At 72.1% G+C, this 19843-nt stretch carries 18 protein-coding genes and 1 tRNA gene; 9 read left to right on the top strand and 10 right to left on the bottom strand.

The genetic code is table 11. The annotated features are described in order from the left end of the window. Positions 1–32: 32 nt before the first annotated feature. From IF46_RS0102515 to IF46_RS0102500, 3 genes are all read right to left on the bottom strand, one after another. Positions 33–983, bottom strand: coding sequence for a 4-(cytidine 5'-diphospho)-2-C-methyl-D-erythritol kinase (locus IF46_RS0102515; protein ID WP_030486608.1), 951 nt, complete (start codon positions 981–983; stop codon positions 33–35). A gap of 86 nt (positions 984–1069) precedes the next feature. Continuing rightward, positions 1070–1939: a 16S rRNA (adenine(1518)-N(6)/adenine(1519)-N(6))-dimethyltransferase RsmA gene (rsmA, locus tag IF46_RS0102505; RefSeq protein WP_030486607.1), complete on the bottom strand. Its 870-nt coding sequence runs from the start codon at positions 1937–1939 to the stop codon at positions 1070–1072. A gap of 46 nt (positions 1940–1985) precedes the next feature. Then, positions 1986–2885, bottom strand: coding sequence for a TatD family hydrolase (locus IF46_RS0102500; protein ID WP_030486606.1), 900 nt, complete (start codon positions 2883–2885; stop codon positions 1986–1988). Positions 2886–2961: 76 nt separating this feature from the next. Here IF46_RS0102500 and IF46_RS0102495 point away from each other — a divergent pair, with 76 nt between their 5' ends. Further along, on the top strand, positions 2962–4188 hold the full coding sequence (locus tag IF46_RS0102495) for a hypothetical protein (RefSeq protein WP_030486605.1): 1227 nt from the start codon (positions 2962–2964) through the stop codon (positions 4186–4188). Positions 4189–4234: 46 nt separating this feature from the next. On the opposite strand, the gene metG is transcribed toward IF46_RS0102495, so the two are convergent. Further along, the gene (metG, locus tag IF46_RS0102490) at positions 4235–6037 is read right to left on the bottom strand and encodes a methionine--tRNA ligase (protein WP_030486604.1); all 1803 of its coding nucleotides are present in this window, start codon (positions 6035–6037) and stop codon (positions 4235–4237) included. Positions 6038–6186: 149 nt separating this feature from the next. Here metG and IF46_RS0102480 point away from each other — a divergent pair, with 149 nt between their 5' ends. Next, positions 6187–7284, top strand: coding sequence for a hypothetical protein (locus IF46_RS0102480; RefSeq protein WP_420063542.1), 1098 nt, complete (start codon positions 6187–6189; stop codon positions 7282–7284). Positions 7285–7315: 31 nt separating this feature from the next. On the opposite strand, the gene rsmI is transcribed toward IF46_RS0102480, so the two are convergent. Then, positions 7316–8155 carry a 16S rRNA (cytidine(1402)-2'-O)-methyltransferase gene (gene rsmI / locus IF46_RS0102475; protein WP_030486601.1) on the bottom strand — a complete coding sequence of 280 codons (840 nt, stop codon included), beginning with the start codon at positions 8153–8155 and terminating at the stop codon, positions 7316–7318. Between the two features lie 141 nt (positions 8156–8296). Between rsmI and IF46_RS0102470 the strand changes: the two genes are divergently transcribed. The 3 genes from IF46_RS0102470 (at position 8297) to IF46_RS0102460 (ending at position 12387) form a co-directional block, all read left to right on the top strand. Next, the gene (locus tag IF46_RS0102470; protein WP_030486600.1) at positions 8297–9958 is read left to right on the top strand and encodes a dolichyl-phosphate-mannose--protein mannosyltransferase; all 1662 of its coding nucleotides are present in this window, start codon (positions 8297–8299) and stop codon (positions 9956–9958) included. 363 nt (positions 9959–10321) lie between these two features. After that, positions 10322–11605 (top strand): VWA domain-containing protein, encoded by a 1284-nt coding sequence (locus tag IF46_RS0102465; protein ID WP_030486599.1) that lies wholly within the window; start codon positions 10322–10324, stop codon positions 11603–11605. Next, complete coding sequence (locus tag IF46_RS0102460; RefSeq protein ID WP_030486598.1) at positions 11605–12387, top strand: hypothetical protein; 783 nt, start codon at positions 11605–11607, stop codon at positions 12385–12387. The genes IF46_RS0102465 and IF46_RS0102460 overlap by 1 nt, the downstream gene beginning before the upstream one ends. A 46-nt stretch (positions 12388–12433) precedes the next feature. Here IF46_RS0102460 and IF46_RS0102455 read toward each other — a convergent pair whose 3' ends face one another. Further along, positions 12434–12703 (bottom strand): hypothetical protein, encoded by a 270-nt coding sequence (locus tag IF46_RS0102455; RefSeq protein ID WP_030486597.1) that lies wholly within the window; start codon positions 12701–12703, stop codon positions 12434–12436. A 198-nt stretch (positions 12704–12901) separates the two neighbouring features. Between IF46_RS0102455 and IF46_RS0102450 the strand changes: the two genes are divergently transcribed. Both IF46_RS0102450 and IF46_RS0102445 read left to right on the top strand, forming a co-directional pair. Further along, a complete protein-coding gene (locus IF46_RS0102450; protein WP_030486596.1) occupies positions 12902–13558 on the top strand; it encodes a 4'-phosphopantetheinyl transferase family protein in 657 nt (218 codons plus the stop codon). Between the two features lie 202 nt (positions 13559–13760). Continuing rightward, positions 13761–14576 (top strand): DUF4352 domain-containing protein, encoded by an 816-nt coding sequence (locus tag IF46_RS0102445; RefSeq protein ID WP_157562525.1) that lies wholly within the window; start codon positions 13761–13763, stop codon positions 14574–14576. A gap of 65 nt (positions 14577–14641) precedes the next feature. Here the strand turns inward: IF46_RS0102445 and IF46_RS0102440 are convergent, their stop codons facing one another. Further along, complete coding sequence (locus IF46_RS0102440) at positions 14642–15658, bottom strand: hypothetical protein (protein WP_157562523.1); 1017 nt, start codon at positions 15656–15658, stop codon at positions 14642–14644. A 117-nt stretch (positions 15659–15775) separates the two neighbouring features. Further along, on the bottom strand, positions 15776–16861 hold the full coding sequence (locus IF46_RS0102435; RefSeq protein WP_030486593.1) for a Gfo/Idh/MocA family protein: 1086 nt from the start codon (positions 16859–16861) through the stop codon (positions 15776–15778). Between the two features lie 58 nt (positions 16862–16919). Here IF46_RS0102435 and IF46_RS0102430 point away from each other — a divergent pair, with 58 nt between their 5' ends. Then, the gene (locus IF46_RS0102430) at positions 16920–17654 is read left to right on the top strand and encodes a hypothetical protein (protein ID WP_157562521.1); all 735 of its coding nucleotides are present in this window, start codon (positions 16920–16922) and stop codon (positions 17652–17654) included. 457 nt (positions 17655–18111) lie between these two features. Continuing rightward, the gene (locus IF46_RS0102420; RefSeq protein WP_232233905.1) at positions 18112–18405 is read left to right on the top strand and encodes a DUF1905 domain-containing protein; all 294 of its coding nucleotides are present in this window, start codon (positions 18112–18114) and stop codon (positions 18403–18405) included. Between the two features lie 184 nt (positions 18406–18589). Here IF46_RS0102420 and IF46_RS0102415 read toward each other — a convergent pair. Together IF46_RS0102415 and IF46_RS0102410 are read right to left on the bottom strand one after the other, a co-directional pair. Further along, positions 18590–18666 (bottom strand) — tRNA-Ala (locus IF46_RS0102415). Between the two features lie 256 nt (positions 18667–18922). Then, on the bottom strand, positions 18923–19705 hold the full coding sequence (locus tag IF46_RS0102410) for a hypothetical protein (RefSeq protein ID WP_198041331.1): 783 nt from the start codon (positions 19703–19705) through the stop codon (positions 18923–18925). Positions 19706–19843: the final 138 nt, after the last annotated feature.

Genomic DNA, 19843 nt, shown 5'->3' with positions numbered 1-19843 from the left:
CCGCGTGTCAGTTGCCCCGGTGGAGCGCGTCGTCAGCCGACGCGGGCACCGGCGACCGGACCATGTGCGACCCGCGCCTCCCGGCAGACGTCGGCGGCGGTCAGCTCGGCGGCGATCCGTTCCGCGTCGGCCGCACCGGCGGCGAGGAACACGCAGGTCGGGCCGGAGCCGGACACGATGCCGGTGAGCGCGCCGGCTGCCTCACCGGCCTTGAGGGTGGCGGCCAGAGCCGGACGCATGGCCAGCGCGGCGTCCTGGAGGTCGTTGCCGAGCGTACGGGCGAGCACCCGGGGGTCACGCTGGCGCAGCGCGCCGAGCAGGGCGTCGGTGCTGCCCAGCGGGGCACCAGCGGCACCTGAGTCGCGGAGCCGATCCAACTCCCGATATGCGGTCGGGGTGGACAGGCCAACCTCGGCGATGGCCACCACCCAGTGCCAGGAGGTCGGGCGGGCCAGCACGGGGCTGATCGCCTCCCCCCGGCCGGTGCCGAGCGCGGTGCCACCGTAGATCAGAAACGGCACGTCGGAGCCGAGGTCGGCGGCGATGCCGGCCAACTCGTCGCGGGACAGCCCGGTGCCCCAGAGCGCGTCGCAGGCCACCAGCGCGGCGGCCGCGTCGGCGCTGCCGCCGGCCAACCCGCCCGCGAGCGGGATCTGCTTGCGCAGGTGCAGGCGGGCATGTGGCAGCACGCCCGCGTACCCGGCGAGGGCGTGCGCGGCGCGGATCACCAGGTTGGTGTCGTCCAGGGCCAGCTCGCCGGTGCCCTCACCCTCCATGGTCAGGGCGAGGGTGTCGCCCCGGCGAGCCGTCAGCTCGTCGTAGATCGAGATGGCGTGGTAGACCGTGTTCAGCTCGTGGTAGCCGTCCCGGCGCAGCGGGCCCACCCCGAGGTGCAGGTTGACCTTCGCGGGCACCCGCACCTTCACCGGCCCGATCGCGCCGCGGCGCTCGTCCTCGTCGTCCGGTCGCCAGGCCTCGGTCACGGGGTGGTGTCCCGCACGCGCAGGCGAATGTCGAACGGCTTGGTCACGATCAGCTCCTCGGCGTCCTGGGCGGGCACGGCGTCAGCCTACTTCGCGGCCGGCGTACCGACCGGGGCCGACGCGGCGATGGCGGCGAACTGCTCGACGGTCAGCGACTCGCCGCGGGCACCGGGGTCGACGCCGGCCGCGGTGAGCGCCGCGGCGGCCCGGTCCGCGCCACCGGCCCAGCCGGCCAACGCGGCGCGCAGCGTCTTGCGGCGCTGCGCGAACGCCGCGTCCACCACCGCGAAGACCCGTTCCCGGGGTACGTCGGTGCGGGGCGGCTCGTGGCAGGTGAAGGAGACCAGGCCGGAGTCGACGTTGGGCACCGGCCAGAACACGTTCGGCGGCACCTTGCCGGCGCCTCGGGCGTGGGCGTACCAGGCGAGCTTCACCGACGGAATGCCGTACACCTTGGAGCCGGGACCGGCGACGAGCCGGTCGGCGACCTCCTTCTGCACCATCACCAGGCCCTGTCGCAGGGTGGGCAGCACGGCGAGCAGGTGCAGCACCACGGGCACGGCGACGTTGTAGGGCAGGTTCGCCACCAGCGCGGTCGGTGCCGGGTCGGCCAGCTCGGCGGCGGCGATGCGCAGCGCGTCCGCGCGATGCACGGTGAGCCGTGCGGCGTCGGCCCCGGCGTGCCGTGCGACGGTCTCCGGCAGCGCCCCGGCGAGCACCGGGTCGATCTCCACGGCGTGCACGTGCCCGGCGACCGGCAGCAGCCCCAGCGTCAGCGAGCCGAGCCCAGGACCCACCTCCAGCGCCACGTCGTCGGGGGTCAGGCCGGCAGCGGTGACGATCCGACGCACGGTGTTCGGGTCGTGGACGAAGTTCTGGCCCAGCTTCTTGGTTGGCGCGACGCCCAGCCGGGCGGCGAGTTCCCGGATCTCCGCCGGGCCGAGGAGACCGGTCATGGCTGGCAGCCTAGCGACGGGATCGGGGCCGACCGTCGGGCCGGGCTCACCATGGGCCGAAGGCCCGGTCGCCGGTGGCGGAGATGGCCGCGCACAGCTCGTCCAGGTCGCTGCTGGTGGCCGTGGCGAGCGCACGGACGGTGAGCGGGATCAGGTACGACGCGTTCGGCCGGCCGCGATGTGGCATCGGGGTGAGGTACGGCGCGTCGGTCTCCACAAGCATCTGGTCAACCGGGGTCAGCGCGGCGGCCTCGCGCAGCGCGGCCGCGCTGCCGAAGGTGACAGTGCCGGCGAAGCTGAGCAGATAGCCGCGACGAACACACTCGCGGGCGAAGTCGGCGTCACCGGAGAAGCAGTGCAGCACCACCCGCTCGGGAGCGCCCTCGTCGTCGAGGATCCGCAGCACGTCGGCGTGCGCCTCCCGGTCGTGGATGACCAGAGTCTTGCCGTACCGCTTGGCGATGGCGATGTGCGCCCGGAAGCTCACCTCCTGCGCGGCACGCCCCTCGTCGCCGGTCCGGAAGAAGTCCATTCCAGTCTCGCCGATCCCCCGGACCCGGTCGCGGGCGGCGAGGGACTCGATCTCCCGCAACGCCTCATCCAGGTCGCCCAACCGGGGCGCCTCGTTGGGGTGCAGCGCCACGGTGGCCAGCACGGCGGGGTACCGGTCGGCGGTGTCCGCGCCCCAACGCGAGGAGGCGACGTCCACGCCCACCTGGACCAGCCGGTCCACGCCGACCTCGGTGGCCAACGCGATGGCCACGGCGACCGGGTCGTCGGCCGGCCCGCCGCCGGGCACACCGGCCTCGCTGACCGTGATGTCCAGGTGTGTGTGGCTGTCCAGCACCGGCCGGGGCAGCGCCTCGGGGGCGGGCGGAAACTCTCCGGCCCGCCGGGCGGCACGCTCGCGGCGGGATTCAGTGGGCTCGCTCATCAGCGACAGCATCACACACCGGGCCTGGCCATCTGCCCGCCACCCGACGTTCACCTCGACTACGCCGCACGGCTCTAGGTTTCGCCGCGTGAGCGAGCGCAGCGAGCGAACCGGACTGCACGTGGCGTTTGGCGGCGGCGTGTACCCAGCCGAGGAGATCGCCCGAGGCGCCGCGTACGAGTTGTTCAGCGCTGACGAGGTGGCCGGCTTCGAGTGGGCGCCCCGCTCGGGTAGCGCCCTGCCGTGGCGCCGGTTCGTGCACGTCACCGAGGTGACCGCGGTGCACGGGGCGACGGAGCCGGTCGACGAGCCGGAGACGCCGCTGATGATGCCCGCGCATCGTGAGCGGGGTTGGGCGCACCTGCACCAGCTCAGCCAGCAGCCGGCAGCGTCTGGTGACCCGATGCTCGCGGTGGCGCGCGCGTCGGCGGTGGTTCGCCGGGGCACCCGAATGATGAAGGTGCTCTCGGCTCAGCAGCTCGCCGGCTTCGTACGGGGTTGGCTGCCGCACGGCTTCTGCTACCGCGAATACGACGTGGCGCATCTGCGTACGCCTGCGACGACGACGGTGCTGCGTACCGATGGCGATGTCGGCCGGGACGGCACGGACGTGGCGTACGCGCTGCGCTGGCGCGCGTCCGACCCGGGCGACTACGACGTGCCGATGGGCGAGGCACACCGCGGCCTGACCGCGCTGCCCTCCCGGGACCGGATCGGCGCCCCGGTGCTGGGCACGGGCTTCGTGCCCAGCAACGGTCAGCTCATCCCGGAGTTCATCACCCGGGACTTCGCCGACCTGCCGATGCCGGCGAACGCCGCCCTGATCGCCTATCCGGCGGAGGGGGTGGAGGTGGTGCTGTACACCTACCAGGCCGAGCAGCGCGGGTGGCTGCGGATGGTGGGCCCGCAGTGGCGGCACCTGCTGGCCGCGGTGCCGGGCCTGTCCCCGGACCAGGAGTACGTGCCGAACGGCGACGCGCCTCGCTCCACCCAACTGGTCGGGATGTACGGCGACAGCGAGTACGAGGCCCTCGCCGACCTGCCCGGCGGGTTCCGGGTGCTGGCGATGACCCGGGCGGCCCGTTACCCGGTGGACGCGGTGGCCCGCCGGGTCCGGTTCGCCCAGTGGCGGGGCGTGCCGTCCCTGGTGCTGCGGGAGGAGGCCGGCTGGCTGCGGATCCGCCTTCGCTACCCGAACCCGGACACCGTGGTCACGACCGGCGCGCAGTGCCAGGAACGTGGCGTCTACGAGACCTGGGCGCCGGCCGCCGAGGTGACCGACGACCAGGTGATGGACACCCGGTACGCGATGTGACGTCGCGCGGCGGCGGGGCACCCCCGCCGCCGCGCGCGTCGTGCGTTCAGTCGGCCAGCCGGGCCAGCTCCTCGTCGACGATCGACGGGTCGAGCTTGCGGAACACCGGCTTCGGCGTGGCCAGCGGCCGGCCCGCCTCGATCGACACCGACTCCCAGCGCGCGCCGACGGTGTAATCGCCGGTGAGCACCGGGTACGCCGGGCCGCCGTCCAGGTCGTCGACCTGCTCGATCACCGGCATCGGCGCGTGCACGCCGGTGCCCCCGAGCAGCTCGTGCACCTGCTGCGCGGAGTGCGGCAGGAACGGGGTGAGCAGCGTGTTGGCGTCGCTGATCACCTGAAGGGCGACGTGCAGGATGGTGCCCATCCGGGGCTTGTCCGCCTCGTCCTTGAGCTTCCAGGGTGCCTGCTCGGAGAGGTACCTGTTGGCCTCGGCGACCACCTTCATGGCCTCACCGATCGCCTGCTTCTGCCGGTGCCGGCCGATCAGGTCACCCACCGTGGTGAAGCCGGCCCGGGCCACCGCGAGCAGCGCCTCGTCGGCCTCGGTGAGCCCGGCCGGGTCGATCGGCGGGATCGCCCCGAAGTTCTTCGCCGCCATCGAGACGGACCGGTTGACCAGGTTGCCCCAGCCGGCGACCAACTCGTCGTTGTTGCGGCGGAGGAACTCGGCCCAGGTGAAGTCGGTGTCGTTGCTCTCCGGGCCGGCGGCGGCGATGAAGTAGCGCAGCGCGTCGGCGTCGTAGCGCTCCAGGAAGTCGCGGACGTAGATGACCACCTTGCGGGACGAGGAGAACTTGCGCCCCTCCATGGTCAGGTATTCGCTGGAGACCACCTCGGTGGGCAGGTTGAGCCGACCCAGCTCGCCCGGCTCACCGTCGCGGGAGCCCTCGCCGGAGTATCCGGAGAGCAGCGCCGGCCAGATCACCGAGTGGAAGACGATGTTGTCCTTGCCCATGAAGTAGTAGGACTGGGAGTCCTTGCCCGCACCGTCGGTCGACCACCACTTGCGCCAGGCCTCGGGGTCGCCGGAGCGGCGGGCCCACTCGATCGAGGCGGACAGGTAGCCGATCACGGCGTCGAACCAGACGTAGATCCGCTTGTCCGGCCGGTCGCGCCAGCCGTCGAGCGGGATCGGCACCCCCCACTCCAGGTCCCGGGTGATCGCCCGGGGCTGGAGGTCGTCGAGCAGGTTGCGGGAGAACCGCAGCACGTTGGGCCGCCACCCCTCGCGGGTGTCCAGCCACTGCCGCAGCACCTCGGCCAGGGCCGGCAGGTCCAGGAAGAAGTGCTCGGTCTCGACGAACTTCGGAGTCTCCCCGTTGATCCGCGACTTCGGGTCGATCAGGTCGATCGGGTCGAGCTGGTTGCCGCAGTTGTCGCACTGGTCACCACGGGCGCTGTCGTACCCGCAGATCGGGCAGGTGCCCTCGATGTAACGGTCGGGCAGGGTGCGCCCGGTGGACGGGGAGATCGCACCCATGGTGGTCTTCGGCACGATGTAGCCGTTGCGGTACATCCCCTCGAACAGCTCCTGCACCACCGCGTAGTGGTTACGGGTGGTGGTGCGGGTGAACAGGTCGTAGGAGAGACCGAGGCCGTGCAGGTCCTCGACGATCACCCTGTTGTACCGGTCGGCCAGCTCGCGCGGGGTCACCCCGTCGGCGTCGGCCTGCACCTGGATCGGGGTGCCGTGCTCGTCGGTGCCGGAGACCATGAGCACGTCGTGGCCGGCCATCCGCATGTACCGGGCGAAGACGTCGGAGGGAACGCCGAAACCGGAGACGTGGCCGATGTGGCGGGGGCCGTTGGCGTACGGCCAGGCCACTGCCGCGAGAACGTGACTCATGAGCAGCAAGCCTAGTGACCCGTCCGGTGCGCCCGCGAACCAATAGGGGGTGCCCGACCGGCGGACCGGGCCAACCACCTCGCCCGTTGGTCCGATTTGTCGTCGACACGCGCCTTAGCTGCCCGTTTCACCTCCCGAGCCGGTGTGCAATGAACGTCGTGACGGGCAGACGAGCGGCGCGGGACCACGAGGGCCGTCCCACCGGACCGGCGGTCGGCGACGACCCGGGGCCCGAACCCGCCGTGCCCCGGGGTGCCGGTGTCGCGCCTCAGCCCCGGCTGGTGCCCAACGCCGACCCGGGCGAGCAGCGGCCCACGCCCGCGGGGAGGTCCGCCACCCCGGCCCGGCCCACGCCAGCGGGGAGGTCCGCCACCCCGGCCCGGCCCACGCCCGCGGCGCCGTCGCCCACCCCGGCCCGTCCGACCCCGGCGGCACCCGCACCCAGCCCGGCCCGGCCCGGCTCGTCGGCCCCACCGGCCGGCTCGGCGCCGGCCAGCACGGATCACGTCGAGGTGGAGCCGACCACCGGGGCGCCGGTGGACGCGGTGCCGCGTCGGGTGCCGGTCCGGCAGCAGAGCCGCCTGCAGCGGGACCGCCGCCGCGACGGCGACTCACCTGACGACGACGGTGTCGTCTTCTGGGCGCCGATCGAGCAGGTGCACTGGGACGGCACCCCGGTCCGCAAGGACCCGGCGCCGGAGCGGTTTCGCGGCTTCCGGCTGGTGCGACGCCGGGCACCCAGCCGTACCGCCCCACCGCCGGATCCGCTGCCTGGGCTCACCGCGCTGGTGCTGCTCAGCCTGGTCGCGGCCTTCTTCGCCTGGGTCAGCGCCGGCCCGTTCTGGCTCGCGGTCGGGCACGCCCGGACCGGCACGGTGGTGATCGACGACTGCACCGGCGGCGGGCTCACCCAGCGCTGCCGGGGGATCTTCACCGCCGACGACGGGCGGTTCATCGCCCATGGTGTCCGGGTCAGCAGCGTGCCCGTCGAGGGGAACGCGGCCGGCACGTCGCTGCCGGCGCGGATGACCGGCCCGGACAGCGGCATCGCGTACGCGGACGTCGGCGTGGGCCGGCACCTGCGGTGGCTGCCCGGCCTGCTGGTGGTGCTGGGCTGCACCGCCGGCATCGTCCGGTGGACCGGATCGGCTCGGCTGGCCGGCCGCCGGCACCGCCGGTGGGCGGTGGCCGCCGCCATCGCCGGCCCCGCGCTGATCACCGTCGGCTTCCTGGCCTACGCGTGGTGAGCCCGCCACCCGGCGAGCCCGACCGGCTCGGTCAGCTGTGCACGATCGTGTAGACGTCCCGGCGGCGCAGCGCGTACTCGGTGGCGACGTCGGTGATGGCGTCTCGGCGGGACCGGCCGGCGGCCTCCCGCTCAGCGACGGCCGCGCGCAGGGTGTCGTCGTCGGGGCGTTCGGCGGCGGTCACCGGCGCACCGGCCACCACCAGGGTGATCTCGCCGCGCGGATCGCCCTCGGCGGCCCACTGGGCCAGCTCGCCGAGGGGGCGGCGGAGCACCTCCTCGTAGGTCTTGGTGAGTTCGCGGCAGAGCGCGGCCGGCCGGTCCGCGCCGAACGTGTCGGCCAGGTCGGTGAGCGTCGCCCCGATCCGGTGCGGCGCCTCGAAGAAGACCAGGGTGCGCTCCTCGGCGGCGAGCGCGCGCAGCCGGGCTCGCCGACCGCCGGGGGTGCGGGGCAGGAAGCCCTCGAAGCAGAACCGGTCGCAGGGCAGCCCGGAGACGGCCAGCGCGGTGGTGACGGCGCTCGGCCCGGGGGCGACGGTGATCGGCGCCCCGACCTCCAACGCGGCGCGGACCAGCCGGTAGCCGGGGTCGGAGACGCTCGGCATCCCCCCATCGGTGACCAGCGCCACTACGTACCCGCCGAGGATGGCCTCGACCAACTCGGGGGTGCGCCGCTCCTCGTTGCCCTCGAAGTAGGAGACGATCCGTCCGCCGACGGTGAGGTCGAGGTCGCGGGCCAACCGGGTGAGCCGGCGGGTGTCCTCGGCCGCGACGACATCGGCGCTCATCAGCACCTCCCGGAGTCGGGCCGAGGCGTCGGCGGGGTTGCCGAGCGGAGCACCGAGCAGAATCAGGCGCCCAACTTCGGACATTTCACCCACGAATTCGTCTCCTTCATTGACTGCGAATACCGGTATCAGGGACGACGGGCGTCACCCGACACCTTGGCAGCCTACGATCGCCGGGTGACGAGTGCGTCGACAGCGCAGAGCCCGAGCGCCGACCCGGACAAGATGACCGAGGCGGCCGGCGAGCCCAGCCCCAACCAGGACCAGACGGCACCGCGTGCCGAGGGCGGCGGAGTGGCCACCGTGGTCCGGCGGCGGTTCGCCACCGTCGACACCCAACTGGACCGGTTCTCCTGGCTGGCCACAGCGGTGGTGGTGGCCATCGCGGCGATCGTGCGCTTCGTCGGGCTGTCCAGCCCGAAGGGCAAGATCTTCGACGAGACGTACTACGCCAAGGACGCCTACGGGCTGATCTCCCGGGGCGTGGAGTGGAACTACAAGGACAACGTCCCGTCGTACGTGGTGCACCCGCCGCTGGGTAAGTGGCTGATCGGCCTCGGCGAGTGGGCCTTCGGCTATCAGGACGCGGACTCGAAGGTCTCCGTCCCCGGGCACCTGATCACCACCGCGCCGGAGTTCGGCTGGCGGTTCTCGGCGGCCGTGATCGGCACGCTGTCGGTGCTGCTGCTGGTCCGCATCGGTCGGCGGATGTTCCAGTCGACGGTGCTCGGCTGCGCGGCCGGCCTGCTGCTCGCCCTGGACGGGTTCCACCTGGTGCTGTCCCGCGCGGCCCTGCTCGACATCTTCCTGCTCTTCTTCGTGCTGGCCACGTTCGGCGCGCTGGTGCTCGATCGGGACGCCCGCCGTCGGCGCTGGGCACGGGCACTGGACGACGGGCTCGATCCGAGCCAGCGGGGCCGTGCCGGCCGACCGCCGACCGGTTGGCGCACCTGGCCGTGGTGGCGGTTGGCGGCCGGGGTGCTGCTCGGCTGCGCCTGCGCGGTGAAGTGGAGCGCCCTGTACTTCGTGCCGGCCTTCGCGCTGCTGGTGATTCTCTGGGAGGTCGGTGTCCGCCGCTCGGCGGGCGTCCGCCGGCCCTGGCGGGACACCCTGGTCGACGAGCTGCCCTGGCTACTGCTCGCGGGCGTGCTCATGGTCGGCACCTACCTCGCCACCTGGTCGGGCTGGCTGCTCACCGACAACGGCTACTACCGGACCGCGTCGGCCTACCCGAGCGCCCCGCTCAGTGACCGTCCGGTGATCGGCCCGCTGATCAACCTCTTCGAATACCACCGCGCGGCGTACGGCTTCCACGCCCAGCTCGACGACGCGCACAAATACCAGTCGTGGCCGTGGCAGTGGCTGCTGCTCGGACGCCCGGTGGCGTTCCACTGGTCCGGCGACGGCGCCTGCGGCGCGCCGAGCTGCGCCTCGGAGATCCTGCTGCTCGGCACCCCGCTGCTCTGGTGGTCGTTCCTGCCCGCCCTGGTGGCGCTGGTCTGGCTGGGCCTGGCCCGCCGGGACTGGCGGGCCGGCGCGATCCTGCTCACCGTGGCCGCCGGGCTGCTGCCCTGGTTCTGGTTCGCCCTCGACGGCCGGACGATGTTCTCGTTCTACGCCGCGCCAGCGGTGCCGTTCCTGGTGCTGGCGGTGGTGTACGTGCTGGGCGCGCTGATCGCTCCCGACGGGGCTGACGTGGGTGCGGTGGCGCCGCTGACGCCCGGCGACCCGAGCTATGAACGCCGGCTGGTGGGCAGCGTCGCGGCTGGGGCGTACGTGCTGTTGGTGGCGCTCTGCTTCGCGTACTTCTATCCGATCTTCGTCGGCCGACTCATCCCGTACTCGGATTGGCTGTCCCGGATGTGGCTCGACGGTCGGTGGATATAAGCACCGACAGGCGACGCGCAGCGCAGCGCGATGGAGAAGGGCCCGCACGCCGAAGCGTGCGGGCCCTTCTGACATAGACGCGCGCCCCGATCGCCTGCCACGGGGGAAGCGGGCGATTGGGGCGCGCATGAGAAGCTTAACCACCGCGCACCACCGGCACAACGGGTCGACTTGGGTCAGATTTCCGACGGATGCTAGCCGGGCCGACACCTACCCTCGCACAGTTGACCGAGGGTGACCCGGCGTGGACCCTGAGCGCGGGCACGCGCGCTCAGGGGTGCTTTTCGATCCGGCCGCAGCCGTCAGCACTGAACCCCGCCACCCAAGCGATCATCCAAAGTGGATCTCACTACACTGCGGTCCGTGATCAACTTCAGACGCTCGTCGGCCGTCCTTCTCGGACTGCTGGCGACCACCGCGCTGGCCGGGCCCGTCCCGGCACAGGCCGACGAGGAGACCGCGCCCGAACCGCCTCGGGTCGAGCTGGTGCTCGACGTCAGCGGGTCGATGCGCGCCGCCGACATCGACGGACGAAGCCGAATCTCGGTCGCTCAGCAGGCCTTCAACGAGGTGGTGGACGCGCTACCCGAGGAGACCCAGCTCGGCATCCGGGTGCTCGGCGCGACCTACCGCGGCCAGGACAAGAAGGTGGGCTGCAAGGACACGCAGCAGATCGTGCCGGTCGGCCCGGTGGACCGGTCCGCGGCCAAGGCGGCGGTGGCGACACTGCGGCCCACCGGGTTCACCCCGGTCGGGCTGGCGCTGCGCTCTGCCGCGCAGGACCTGGGCACCGGGGCCACCACCCGACGGATCGTGCTGATCACCGACGGCGAGGACACCTGCGCTCCGCCGGACCCGTGTGAGGTGGCCCGGGAACTGGCCGCCCAGGGCACCAGCCTGGTCGTCGACACCCTCGGCCTGGCTCCCGACGAGAAGGTCCGCCGGCAACTGCTCTGCATCGCCAACGCGACCGGCGGGACGTACACCGCCGCGCAGAGCGCCGAGGAGCTGACCGACCGGATCAAGCAGCTCGTCGAGCGGGCCGGCGATACGCACACCCGGGCACCGACAGTGGTCGGCGGCACCAGCGCCTGCGACTCGGCACCACTGCTCGCCCCCGGCGTCTACGCCGACCGGGAGGCGTTCTCCGAGCACCGCTACTACCGGGTGCCGATCCGTCCCGGGCAGGAGCTGCGGGCTTCGGTGAGCATGGCGCTGGACCGAGCCGTCAACCGGGACTACGGGGTGCTGCTGCGGGCCACCGCGGCCGATGGCCGGGAACTGGTTCGGGGCGCCGACGCCGGCAGCGGACGGGCCGACGTGCTCTCCGCCGGGCTGCGCTGGTCGGCCACCGCCGACGACGAGGATGCCGCAGAGGCCGAGGAGAGCCCCGCGCCGATCGTCGAGCCCACCACCGTCTGCCTGGTGGTGAGCAACTCGTTCGCCCCACGCCCCGGCACTGCGGCGACCCCCGGCATGCCGGTGGAGTTGACCATCGACGTGGTCCCCGCAGCCCCCGCGCCGGACGGACCGGATCTCGGCCGGGGCTGGATGCTGCTTCTCCTGCTCACCGTCGCCGGGCTGATCACCGGTCTGCTCGCCGGCCTGCTCACCCGCTGGTGGGTCGCCACCTGGAGGGAGAACTGATGCGTACCGCGCTGTTCCGGTCAATGGCGGCGCTGCTCGCCGCCGGCGGGGCCGCTCTGCTGCCCGCTGCGGCCCTCGCCGCCCCGACCCCCTCCCCGGGTGCCACGCCGGTGAATCGTGCCGGCACGTCGTTCCTCAGCGCCACCCCGATCACCGCCGGGCAACCGGTACGGGTGGACGCCTCGCTCGGCGACCACCTCTACTGGTCGTTCCCGGCTACCGCCGGTCAGGTGCACGAGATCAGCGCCACCGTCACCTTCCCGAAGGGACGCAGCGGCGCCTCCACCTGGACGGTGGACGTCTTCGACGGGCTACGCCGACGCCAGGCGTGCACGGCGGGGGCGCAGACCCCGACCGTGGACGCGAAGGCATCGAACGTGGTGCTGGGCTGCACGCTGCGCGAGGTGCGGCCGTGGGCGGAGCCCTGGTCGGCCGATCCGCTGCCCGGCACGTACGTCATCCGGCTCTCCGTGATCGACCTGCCGGAGCCGGATCTGGGTGCGCCGATCGACGTGGACCTGCTGGTCGGCACCATCGCCGACCGGGGCGCCTCGGCCGACGACGGCGAGTTGGCCGCGCCGCTGGTGCCGAACACCAAGGCGGGCACGGTGCTCAACGCCGTACCCCCGGTGGACGCGGAGGCCGACGACGAGGGTGACTCGCTGGCGGACTGGTTGCCGGATCTCGGCTCGCGCTGGGTCTGGACCGGCATCGGCGGCGCGCTCGCCGCGGTGGCCGGCGTGTTCGGCTTCGCGATGACCCGACGGCCCCGCCGTCGGTGAACGCCCCCTCTGGTGGCCCCGCCGCGACGGCGGGGCCACCAGAGGCTCAGCTACGCCGGGCGCCGCGCGGCAACCAGCCGATGAACCGGTCCTGGAGCGACATCACCGGGGCGGCGCGAAGATCCTCCGTGGCAGCGGCGAGGCAGGAACCCAGATAGACGCTGAGCATCGCCCGGTCACCCCCGTACTCCGCCAGCAGTCGGGTGCGCTTCGTCGCGCACGGCCACTCGTCGCCGCAGGAGCCGCAGCTCCAGCAGGGCGTCTTCGGGGCGTGCTCGTCAGCCCGCACCCCCGACCGTTTCGCACCATCGGTCATCGCACGTCCTTCCAGATGTCCACGGGACTGGCGGCTGCCGTGCCGGCCAGTGTTGATGGTGGTCCCCCCGGAGCCATCAGAGAGGGCGCTACGCGTCCCTCCGGTGTTACATCTTTGCGGTACCTTCAGCGGTCGTGGGAGTCGGAAAGTTGACCGTTGACCCGATGCGCCATTCCTACCGGCCAGTAGGGCGCGGGAATGCGTGACCTGCTGCCGTCGACGGTCGCGGTGGCCGTCGCCGGGCCCGAGGACTGGGCGGGCGAGTTGCTCCCCGCTGAGCAGGCATGTCTCGGCGAGCGGGCCGTGCAGACCCGCCGGCGGGACTTCGCCGCGGGGCGGTCCTGCGCCCGCCGGGCTCTGCGCGATCTCGGCCTGCCGACGACCGCCGTGCCGGCCGCCGCCGACCGCGCGCCGGTCTGGCCGCCCGGGGTGGTCGGCAGCATCACCCACACCGCCGGCTACTGCGCCGCCGCAGCGGCGCACACCACCGACATCCGGTCCGTCGGGATAGACGCCGAGCAGCACCGTGAGGTCAATCCGGGAGTACGCAGACTCGTGCTGCTGCCCGAGGAGGAGGCCGACTGCGCGCGGTTGCCCAGCGGCATCTGCTGGCCGGTAGTGCTGTTCAGTGCGAAGGAGACCGTCTACAAGGTGTGGTACCCGGTCGTCGGAAGTTGGCTGGACTTCCACGACGCCCGACTCGACCTCGATCCGGACGCCGGCACGTTCACCGCCCGGATCGCACCGGCCCGGGTGGACGCGGCGGGGGTCGACGACCCGCCCGCATCGATCACCGGCCGCTTCGTGGTCGCCGACGGGCTGGTCCGCACCGCAGCCGTGCTTCCGCTGCGTTGACCTCGCTTGGTTACTCATAGCAATGAATGGACCACCCGTCCACATCGGCGCTCGGTGACGGGTTGATCACCATCCATACTGGCCAGTGCGGTGCTTCGGTAACAAGGGTGGGACGCTTTCCGGCGCGGCGATCGGGCGCTCCGCCACCCACGGTAACGTCGAAGGCCCCCGCACCGCACGTACCGAAGTGTCAAGGAGTACGGTGACCCACCCCCACCCCCCCGTCGGGCCGCAGGACCTCCAACAACCGAACCCGCAGCAGCCGGCCCGTCCGTCCGTGGTGACACCGCAGCCGCCGTTCTCGGGGGCCGCGTACCCGGAGGCTGGCGGGCACCCGGTCGCTGGTGACGGGTACCGGGTGACCGGTGCCTCGGGCTACCTGATCAGCGCACCCCCACCGGTGCAGCCGAACGGCTCCAAGAGGTCCGCCGTTCTCGTCGCGGTCACCGCGGCCGTCCTCACCCTGCTCTCCTGTGCCGGTGGCATCGTGGCGGTCGTCATCGGCGCCGACCCCGCCTCGACCACGGCGAGCGTGGCCCCGCCCAGCCCCGACGCGACCCGCCGCGTCACACCATCGCGGGCCGCCGCGTCCCCGTCGACCTCGCCGCCGACGAATGGCGACACCCGAGGCATGTCTCCCGGCGACACCCTGATCATCGACGGCGACGACGGCACCGTGGAGATCACCGTGACGAAGTTCAGCAGCGCCACCAAACCCTGCAAGTCCCACGGCCAGAAACCCGGCGAGGGCATGTACGTGATCGCCGACGTGACGGTCGCCGTCACCAAGGGAACAGTCTCGACGAACCCGCTCTTCTTCCAATGGGTCGCCGCCGACGGCACCAAGACCACCGCGATCGGTGGGGCCTTCTCCGGCTGCGGCAAACCGATGCCGGCCAGCGACGACCTCACCGCTGGCGCCAAACGCACCGGCAGCGTGGTGTTCGACGTGCACGACACCTCGGGCGCGCTGGAATACCAGGACCAGTTCCAGACCGCCGGTTCCTGGAAGCCGTGACGCGCTGACGTGACGTGGGGCCGACCCCGTCCGGGCCGGCCCCACGCGGTGGGAGAGTCGGTGGGTCAGCAGCCCGTCCAGCGCACCGGAGTCAGCCGGTCGGCGCGGACGTTGCGGAACCCGACGATGGTGCCCGAGTCGGAGATGGACCGCGCACCGATGCTCACCCCCTCGCCGCCCCCCGGCAGGACCCGGGAGGTGGAGCCCCTGGCGACGCGGTCATCGCCCACCACGACACCCTTGGCGTTGATGTCGGTCAGTGCGGGCATTTCCTGGTCGAGCAACGTGTGCGAGCCGTTCCGGAGGTCCCACCGCACCCTGGCCGAGGTGGTGCCGCCCAGCCATGCCTGGCCGATCGCCCAGCGTCCCGCCGCCGCGCCGGCTGTGCTCCACTCGGCACCCGGGAACGTGAGCGCGTCGATCCGGCCGTTCGGCCGGCGGACCCAGCTGTTCCAGTCGCCGAAGGGTCCGGCGCTACCGACGATGGTCCCGTTGTCCGTGATTCCACCCGCCTGGGCGTCGATTGGGGCGTCGAGCACCTCGACCGTGCCCGGACGGGCGGCCGGCCAGCGCAGCGCGACGGATTCCCCGGGGACGATGTCGGAGCCGTAGCCCACGATGTCGCCGGCATCGTTGATGGCGCTGACGAAGATGCCGGTGGACGGCAGCACCGGCAACAGCTCGAGCTTGCCGTCGCGGTACCTCCACGGCCGCCCCTGGCCGGTCTCCGCCCAACCGTTGCCGATCACGACGCCGTCGGCGTTGATGTCGACGGGGGTGGAATCGCCCTGCGACTCCAGCTCGGTGACCCGCTGCCCGTCCCAGAACAGCAGCAGGTACTGGTTGTCGGTCTCACCGACCCGCAGCGCGGTGCCCGCGACGTAGCGACCCGTCGGGTCGACCGCGTTCGCGTCGGCGCGATAGGTGTCGGTCGGGTAGGGCAGGGTGCTGATCTTGCAGGTGCGCAGAGCCGCCCCGCCGGGCGCGGCGGTCGCCGTCGCGGAGACAGCGACGCCGAGAGAGGTGGCCAGCAGACCAGTGGCGGTGGCTGCGAGCATCCTGCGTCGAGTGCTTCGATTCATCCTTGCTCCCCGTGTGGGCCCGGGTGTTCCCGGACATCGGTTGATATCCGGATTCACACGTGAGCCGCCTCCACGGTTGCGCACTGTCAGTCAAGCGACAAAGTGGATCCGCTTGGGCTACCGCCCCCACGCCTCGGTAGCGGTGACGACCGGTCCGCCGGTGCGTACCGACTCTTCGATGGCAAGGCTGATCAGATGATCCTGGCAAGCCTCGGCGAGCGGGTAGGGCGCCGGGCCTTCCTCCCGCGCCCACGCGCCGGCGCGGGCCACGATGTCCGCCACCGCGATGTCGTCGTCGGACAGTCCGCTGCCGACGAACGGGTTGCGGTAGACGACGTCGCCGTCGAAGCTGATGTGCTTCAGGTCGAGCCCTTCCAGGTTGAGGTCGAGCCCGGTCTGCCGCCGGGTCAGGGACGACTGGACCGGCGTGGTCGGGTCGACCAGGCGGACCACCTGGTCGTCCACCAGCTCACCGCGCGAGCCCCGCACCACCAACCGGCGGGTACGCAGCGGGTTCCACCACTGGTTGTCGGTGAAGTCGTACAGCCCCATCCGCCCACCGAAGTCGATGGTCGCGAGGGTGGTGGAGAGTTGCTGCGGGCTGTCGTCGCCACTCCAGCCGGCCGGCGACAGGGGGTTGGCCAGCGGCGCGACGAAGGCACGCGCACTCACCTCGGCGCTTTCGTGACCGACGCCGAGCAGGCCCCGGATCAGCGAGACCGCGTGGTAGAGGTGGGTCGAGGAGATCTGGACCGAGGTCGGCTCGCCGAGCACCCCGGCACGGACCAACGCCAGCCGAGCCGCGTGCCCAGGCATCAGCAGATACTGCTCAGCGACCTGCACCAGACCGCTGCGTCCGACGTCGGCCCAGAGCGAGCGCAGCCCCGCCAGGTCGGGGGCGGGCGGCGTCTCGGCGAGCACCGGTACGCCGGCCGCGACCAGTTCCCGGGTCACCTCGGGTGTCACCGGCCACGGCACCGACACGATGACGAAGTCCGGCCGCTCGTGAGCGAGCAACTCCGCCGTCGTGCGGAAGGTCCGCACGCCCCACTCGGCCGTCACCGCGGCTCCGCGCGATTCGGTACGCGTCACCACCCCGGTAACCCGCAGCCGTTCTGGCAGCAGCCGGGCCAGGCGGAGGAAGAACTCACCCCGCCATCCACTGCCGACGATGCCGAACCTGGTCTGGGCCGCCGATGTCATCTGGGCTCCTCACGTCGGGATCCGGATGTTAGCCGTTGCCTTCGCTACCGTTGAGCTGATGACCACCGATCCGCTCCGCGCAGTGCCCGCCTCGACGCTCATCGAGTTGGCCGGGCGGCGGCCGGCACTCGACTACTACCTGGTCCGGCCCCAGGTCCCGGCCGCTCAGGCCGAGGGGATCGTCGTCGAGGAGTTCACTCGCGACCACGACTTCACCACCACCGGTCTGGACAGCGCGGGCTGGACGCCGGATACCGGCTGGTGGAGTTCCGCCTCGCTGAGCCGTGACCTGCGCACCGACCCGGAGCTGCGGGCGAGGGCGACGCCCACCTCCCGGCGCGAGGCAGAGGGCATCTACCGCGCGTGGACCGGCGAGCACCTGCCGGACGAGACGGCGCTGCGGACGTACTTCCTCGACCACCAACCGATCGCGAGCGCCCCGCCGCTGCGGCTCGGCCCCGCACAGCCGCCGGCCGGCTTCCAGGAACGACGCGTGTACCGCGTCCTCTTCGCCAAGGATCTCCGCCCCGAGCAGGTGGCGAGCCTCCGGGCGATCTGGCAGACGCCGGTTGGCGGCACCAGCGCAGCAGCTGCGAGCGGCCACCTCGAACAGCATGGCGATCAGCTCACCTGGGACCTGCGCCGCGTCGGCCACACCCTCGCCTGGTGCCTCGACGTGACCGCGCTGCTGACTACCGACGGCACCGAGACGGTGGGCACGACCCTGTCCCAACTGACCGACGTGCTGCGACAGCACGGCCTGATCCCCGTGACGACCGAACGCTTCTCCTGACCCGGTCTGCCCGTCGTGGGGCTTCGAAGAGACCGGCGTTCACTACGATCCGGAACCGGGCAATCCATCGGGGATAGACAGCTGTGCAGACTGACGACCGGCTCCTCATGGAGATCGACGGCAAGAATCGCGTTGGCTCGCTGGGGACCGCGGGGTCGGAGGGGATCGTTCCCCCGCCGTCGGCACCGTCGCCATCGGCTCACGTACCGGCACCATCACCGGCGGCACAGAAAGCTCCTGGGAGGTGCGATGGGGGGTCGGGGACTTGACGTACATGCTGAGGCTGATACCCACCGAGGGCGGGTCCTTCAGCCTCAAGCAGTTTCGTGCGGAGCTTGCCAAGCTGACGTGGCGCTGACCGGCGACAGTGCCTCTTGACTCACGTACGTTGGCGGGGTGCCCGCGATCAGCTTCCTGAAGGTGCCCGAGGGCAACGAGTTCTGTGTGGTGTGAGGCCGTGATCGAGTTCGAGTTCGAGGGCGTGGTGTGGGAATGGCGAGGGCCATCGCCGTACCACTTCGTGACGGTGCCGACCGAGTGCGCCGACCTCGTGAGCCAGGTGGCATCGGCCGTCACGTACGGCTGGGGCATGGTGCCCGTCGAGGTTCGGCTCGGGCGGAGTCGATGGCGGACCTCGTTGTTCCCCAAGGAAGGCGGCTACGTGCTGCCGCTACGGGACTCGGTGCGCAAGAAAGAGGACATTGCCATCGATGACAACGTGCACGTCCGCCTGGTCGTGCTCGGGGGCTAGCACCCGCAGGTCGCACGCCCCGCCCGCGCCGATCTTGCAGTTTCGGTCGCCGAGATGCGCCCAATGCCCCCTATGCCGGGACAGTAAACGCAAGATCGCGGAGAAGGGGCGGTCGTGCGGGCGCTAGAAACGATCAAGGGCGGGCTCTCGATCTCACGAGAACCCGCCCTTGGCCTACTGCTTCTGGTGGAGCTGAGGGGATTTGAACCCCTGACCCCCTCGATGCGAACGAGGTGCGCTACCAGTCTGCGCCACAGCCCCCCACCGGCGAACCGGCTTCGTCGGTCCCACCCGGCTATCACCGGGCGGGCCGGCAGCAAGGCTAACAGGTCGCTGGCCCTCACCGCGAATCCGCCCCCTGCCCGGCGATCCGGCCTACCGGAAGATCGACTCGGGCTCATGAAAACCGGGGCATCCCGGACGCCGCAACACCCCGACTTCCAGGAACCCGAGTGGATCAAGCCAAGCGGGACCGCGCGGGGGCCGCGCGGGGGCCGGGCGGGACTGAGCCGGGGCGTCAGGCGCCTCGGCCGGCCTCGTAGGGGCGCCCGCGTAGTCCACCCGAGCGCCGATACGAGACCGACCCACCGTTGACCGCGGCCGGCAGGTCGCCCGGCCGGTCCAGACCCATGGCGGCTCGGCGTACCCCTTCACGCTGGGCGGCGAGACGGCGCTGCGCCTCCCGGCGGGCCGCTGCCCGGCGGGCCTGTTCCCGGCGCACCTCGGCCTGCCGGGCGGCCAGCCAGGCAGCCTCGCGGGCTCGGGCGCGGCGGCGGCGACGCCCCGCGAGGGCCCGGCCCCGCAGGTGGACCACGTACAGGGCCAGGAGCAGGAAGGTGACCCCGAAGCCGATCCAGAAGCCGGGGCTGACGAAGAGCACGCCGATCAGCTCGACGACGTTGAGGAGCAGCAGAGCGGCGAGCACCCGGCGACGCCGGTACACGGCGGGGGTGTGCTGTCGGCGCGGCGGTGGGCGGCGGCGGGATCGTTTGGGTGCGGGGGGTACGGCACGCAGCCGACCGGAACGACGAATGGCCGGAGGCGCGGAGACCGGCGCACCTAACGCTCCGGTAGTCACATCTTCACTGAGGGTGACAACCAGTGAGCGCGGAGGATGGACGGGTCGCCGCCCTGGCACAGTGCGGCGCCGTCGGCGGCGCTGGAGCACCCGCGCCGTCGACTGCGCCCGCTCCGCCACCAGCCGCTCGGTGGCGTCGTACCGGCGAACCAACGCCGGAGCCAGGGCGAGCAGGCCGGCGGCGGCGAGGACGGCGAGGAGCACCGAGGTCGGCACCCTCACCCCTCCCGTCACCGAATTCGAAGCAACCGTCACCCGACCGCAGGATCTTCCACCGATCGCGCTTGGGTGCGTGGATCGTCCGGCCGGGGAGCGCTTGCCGTAGCTTGCAGTTACTTGAGGTTACGGCGCACCGACCGG

Source organism: Micromonospora chokoriensis, from assembly GCF_000718555.1.
Taxonomy (GTDB): domain Bacteria; phylum Actinomycetota; class Actinomycetes; order Mycobacteriales; family Micromonosporaceae; genus Micromonospora; species Micromonospora chokoriensis_B.
The sequence above is the reverse complement of the archived record's forward strand: the minus strand, read 5'-3'. Positions and strand labels throughout refer to the sequence as shown.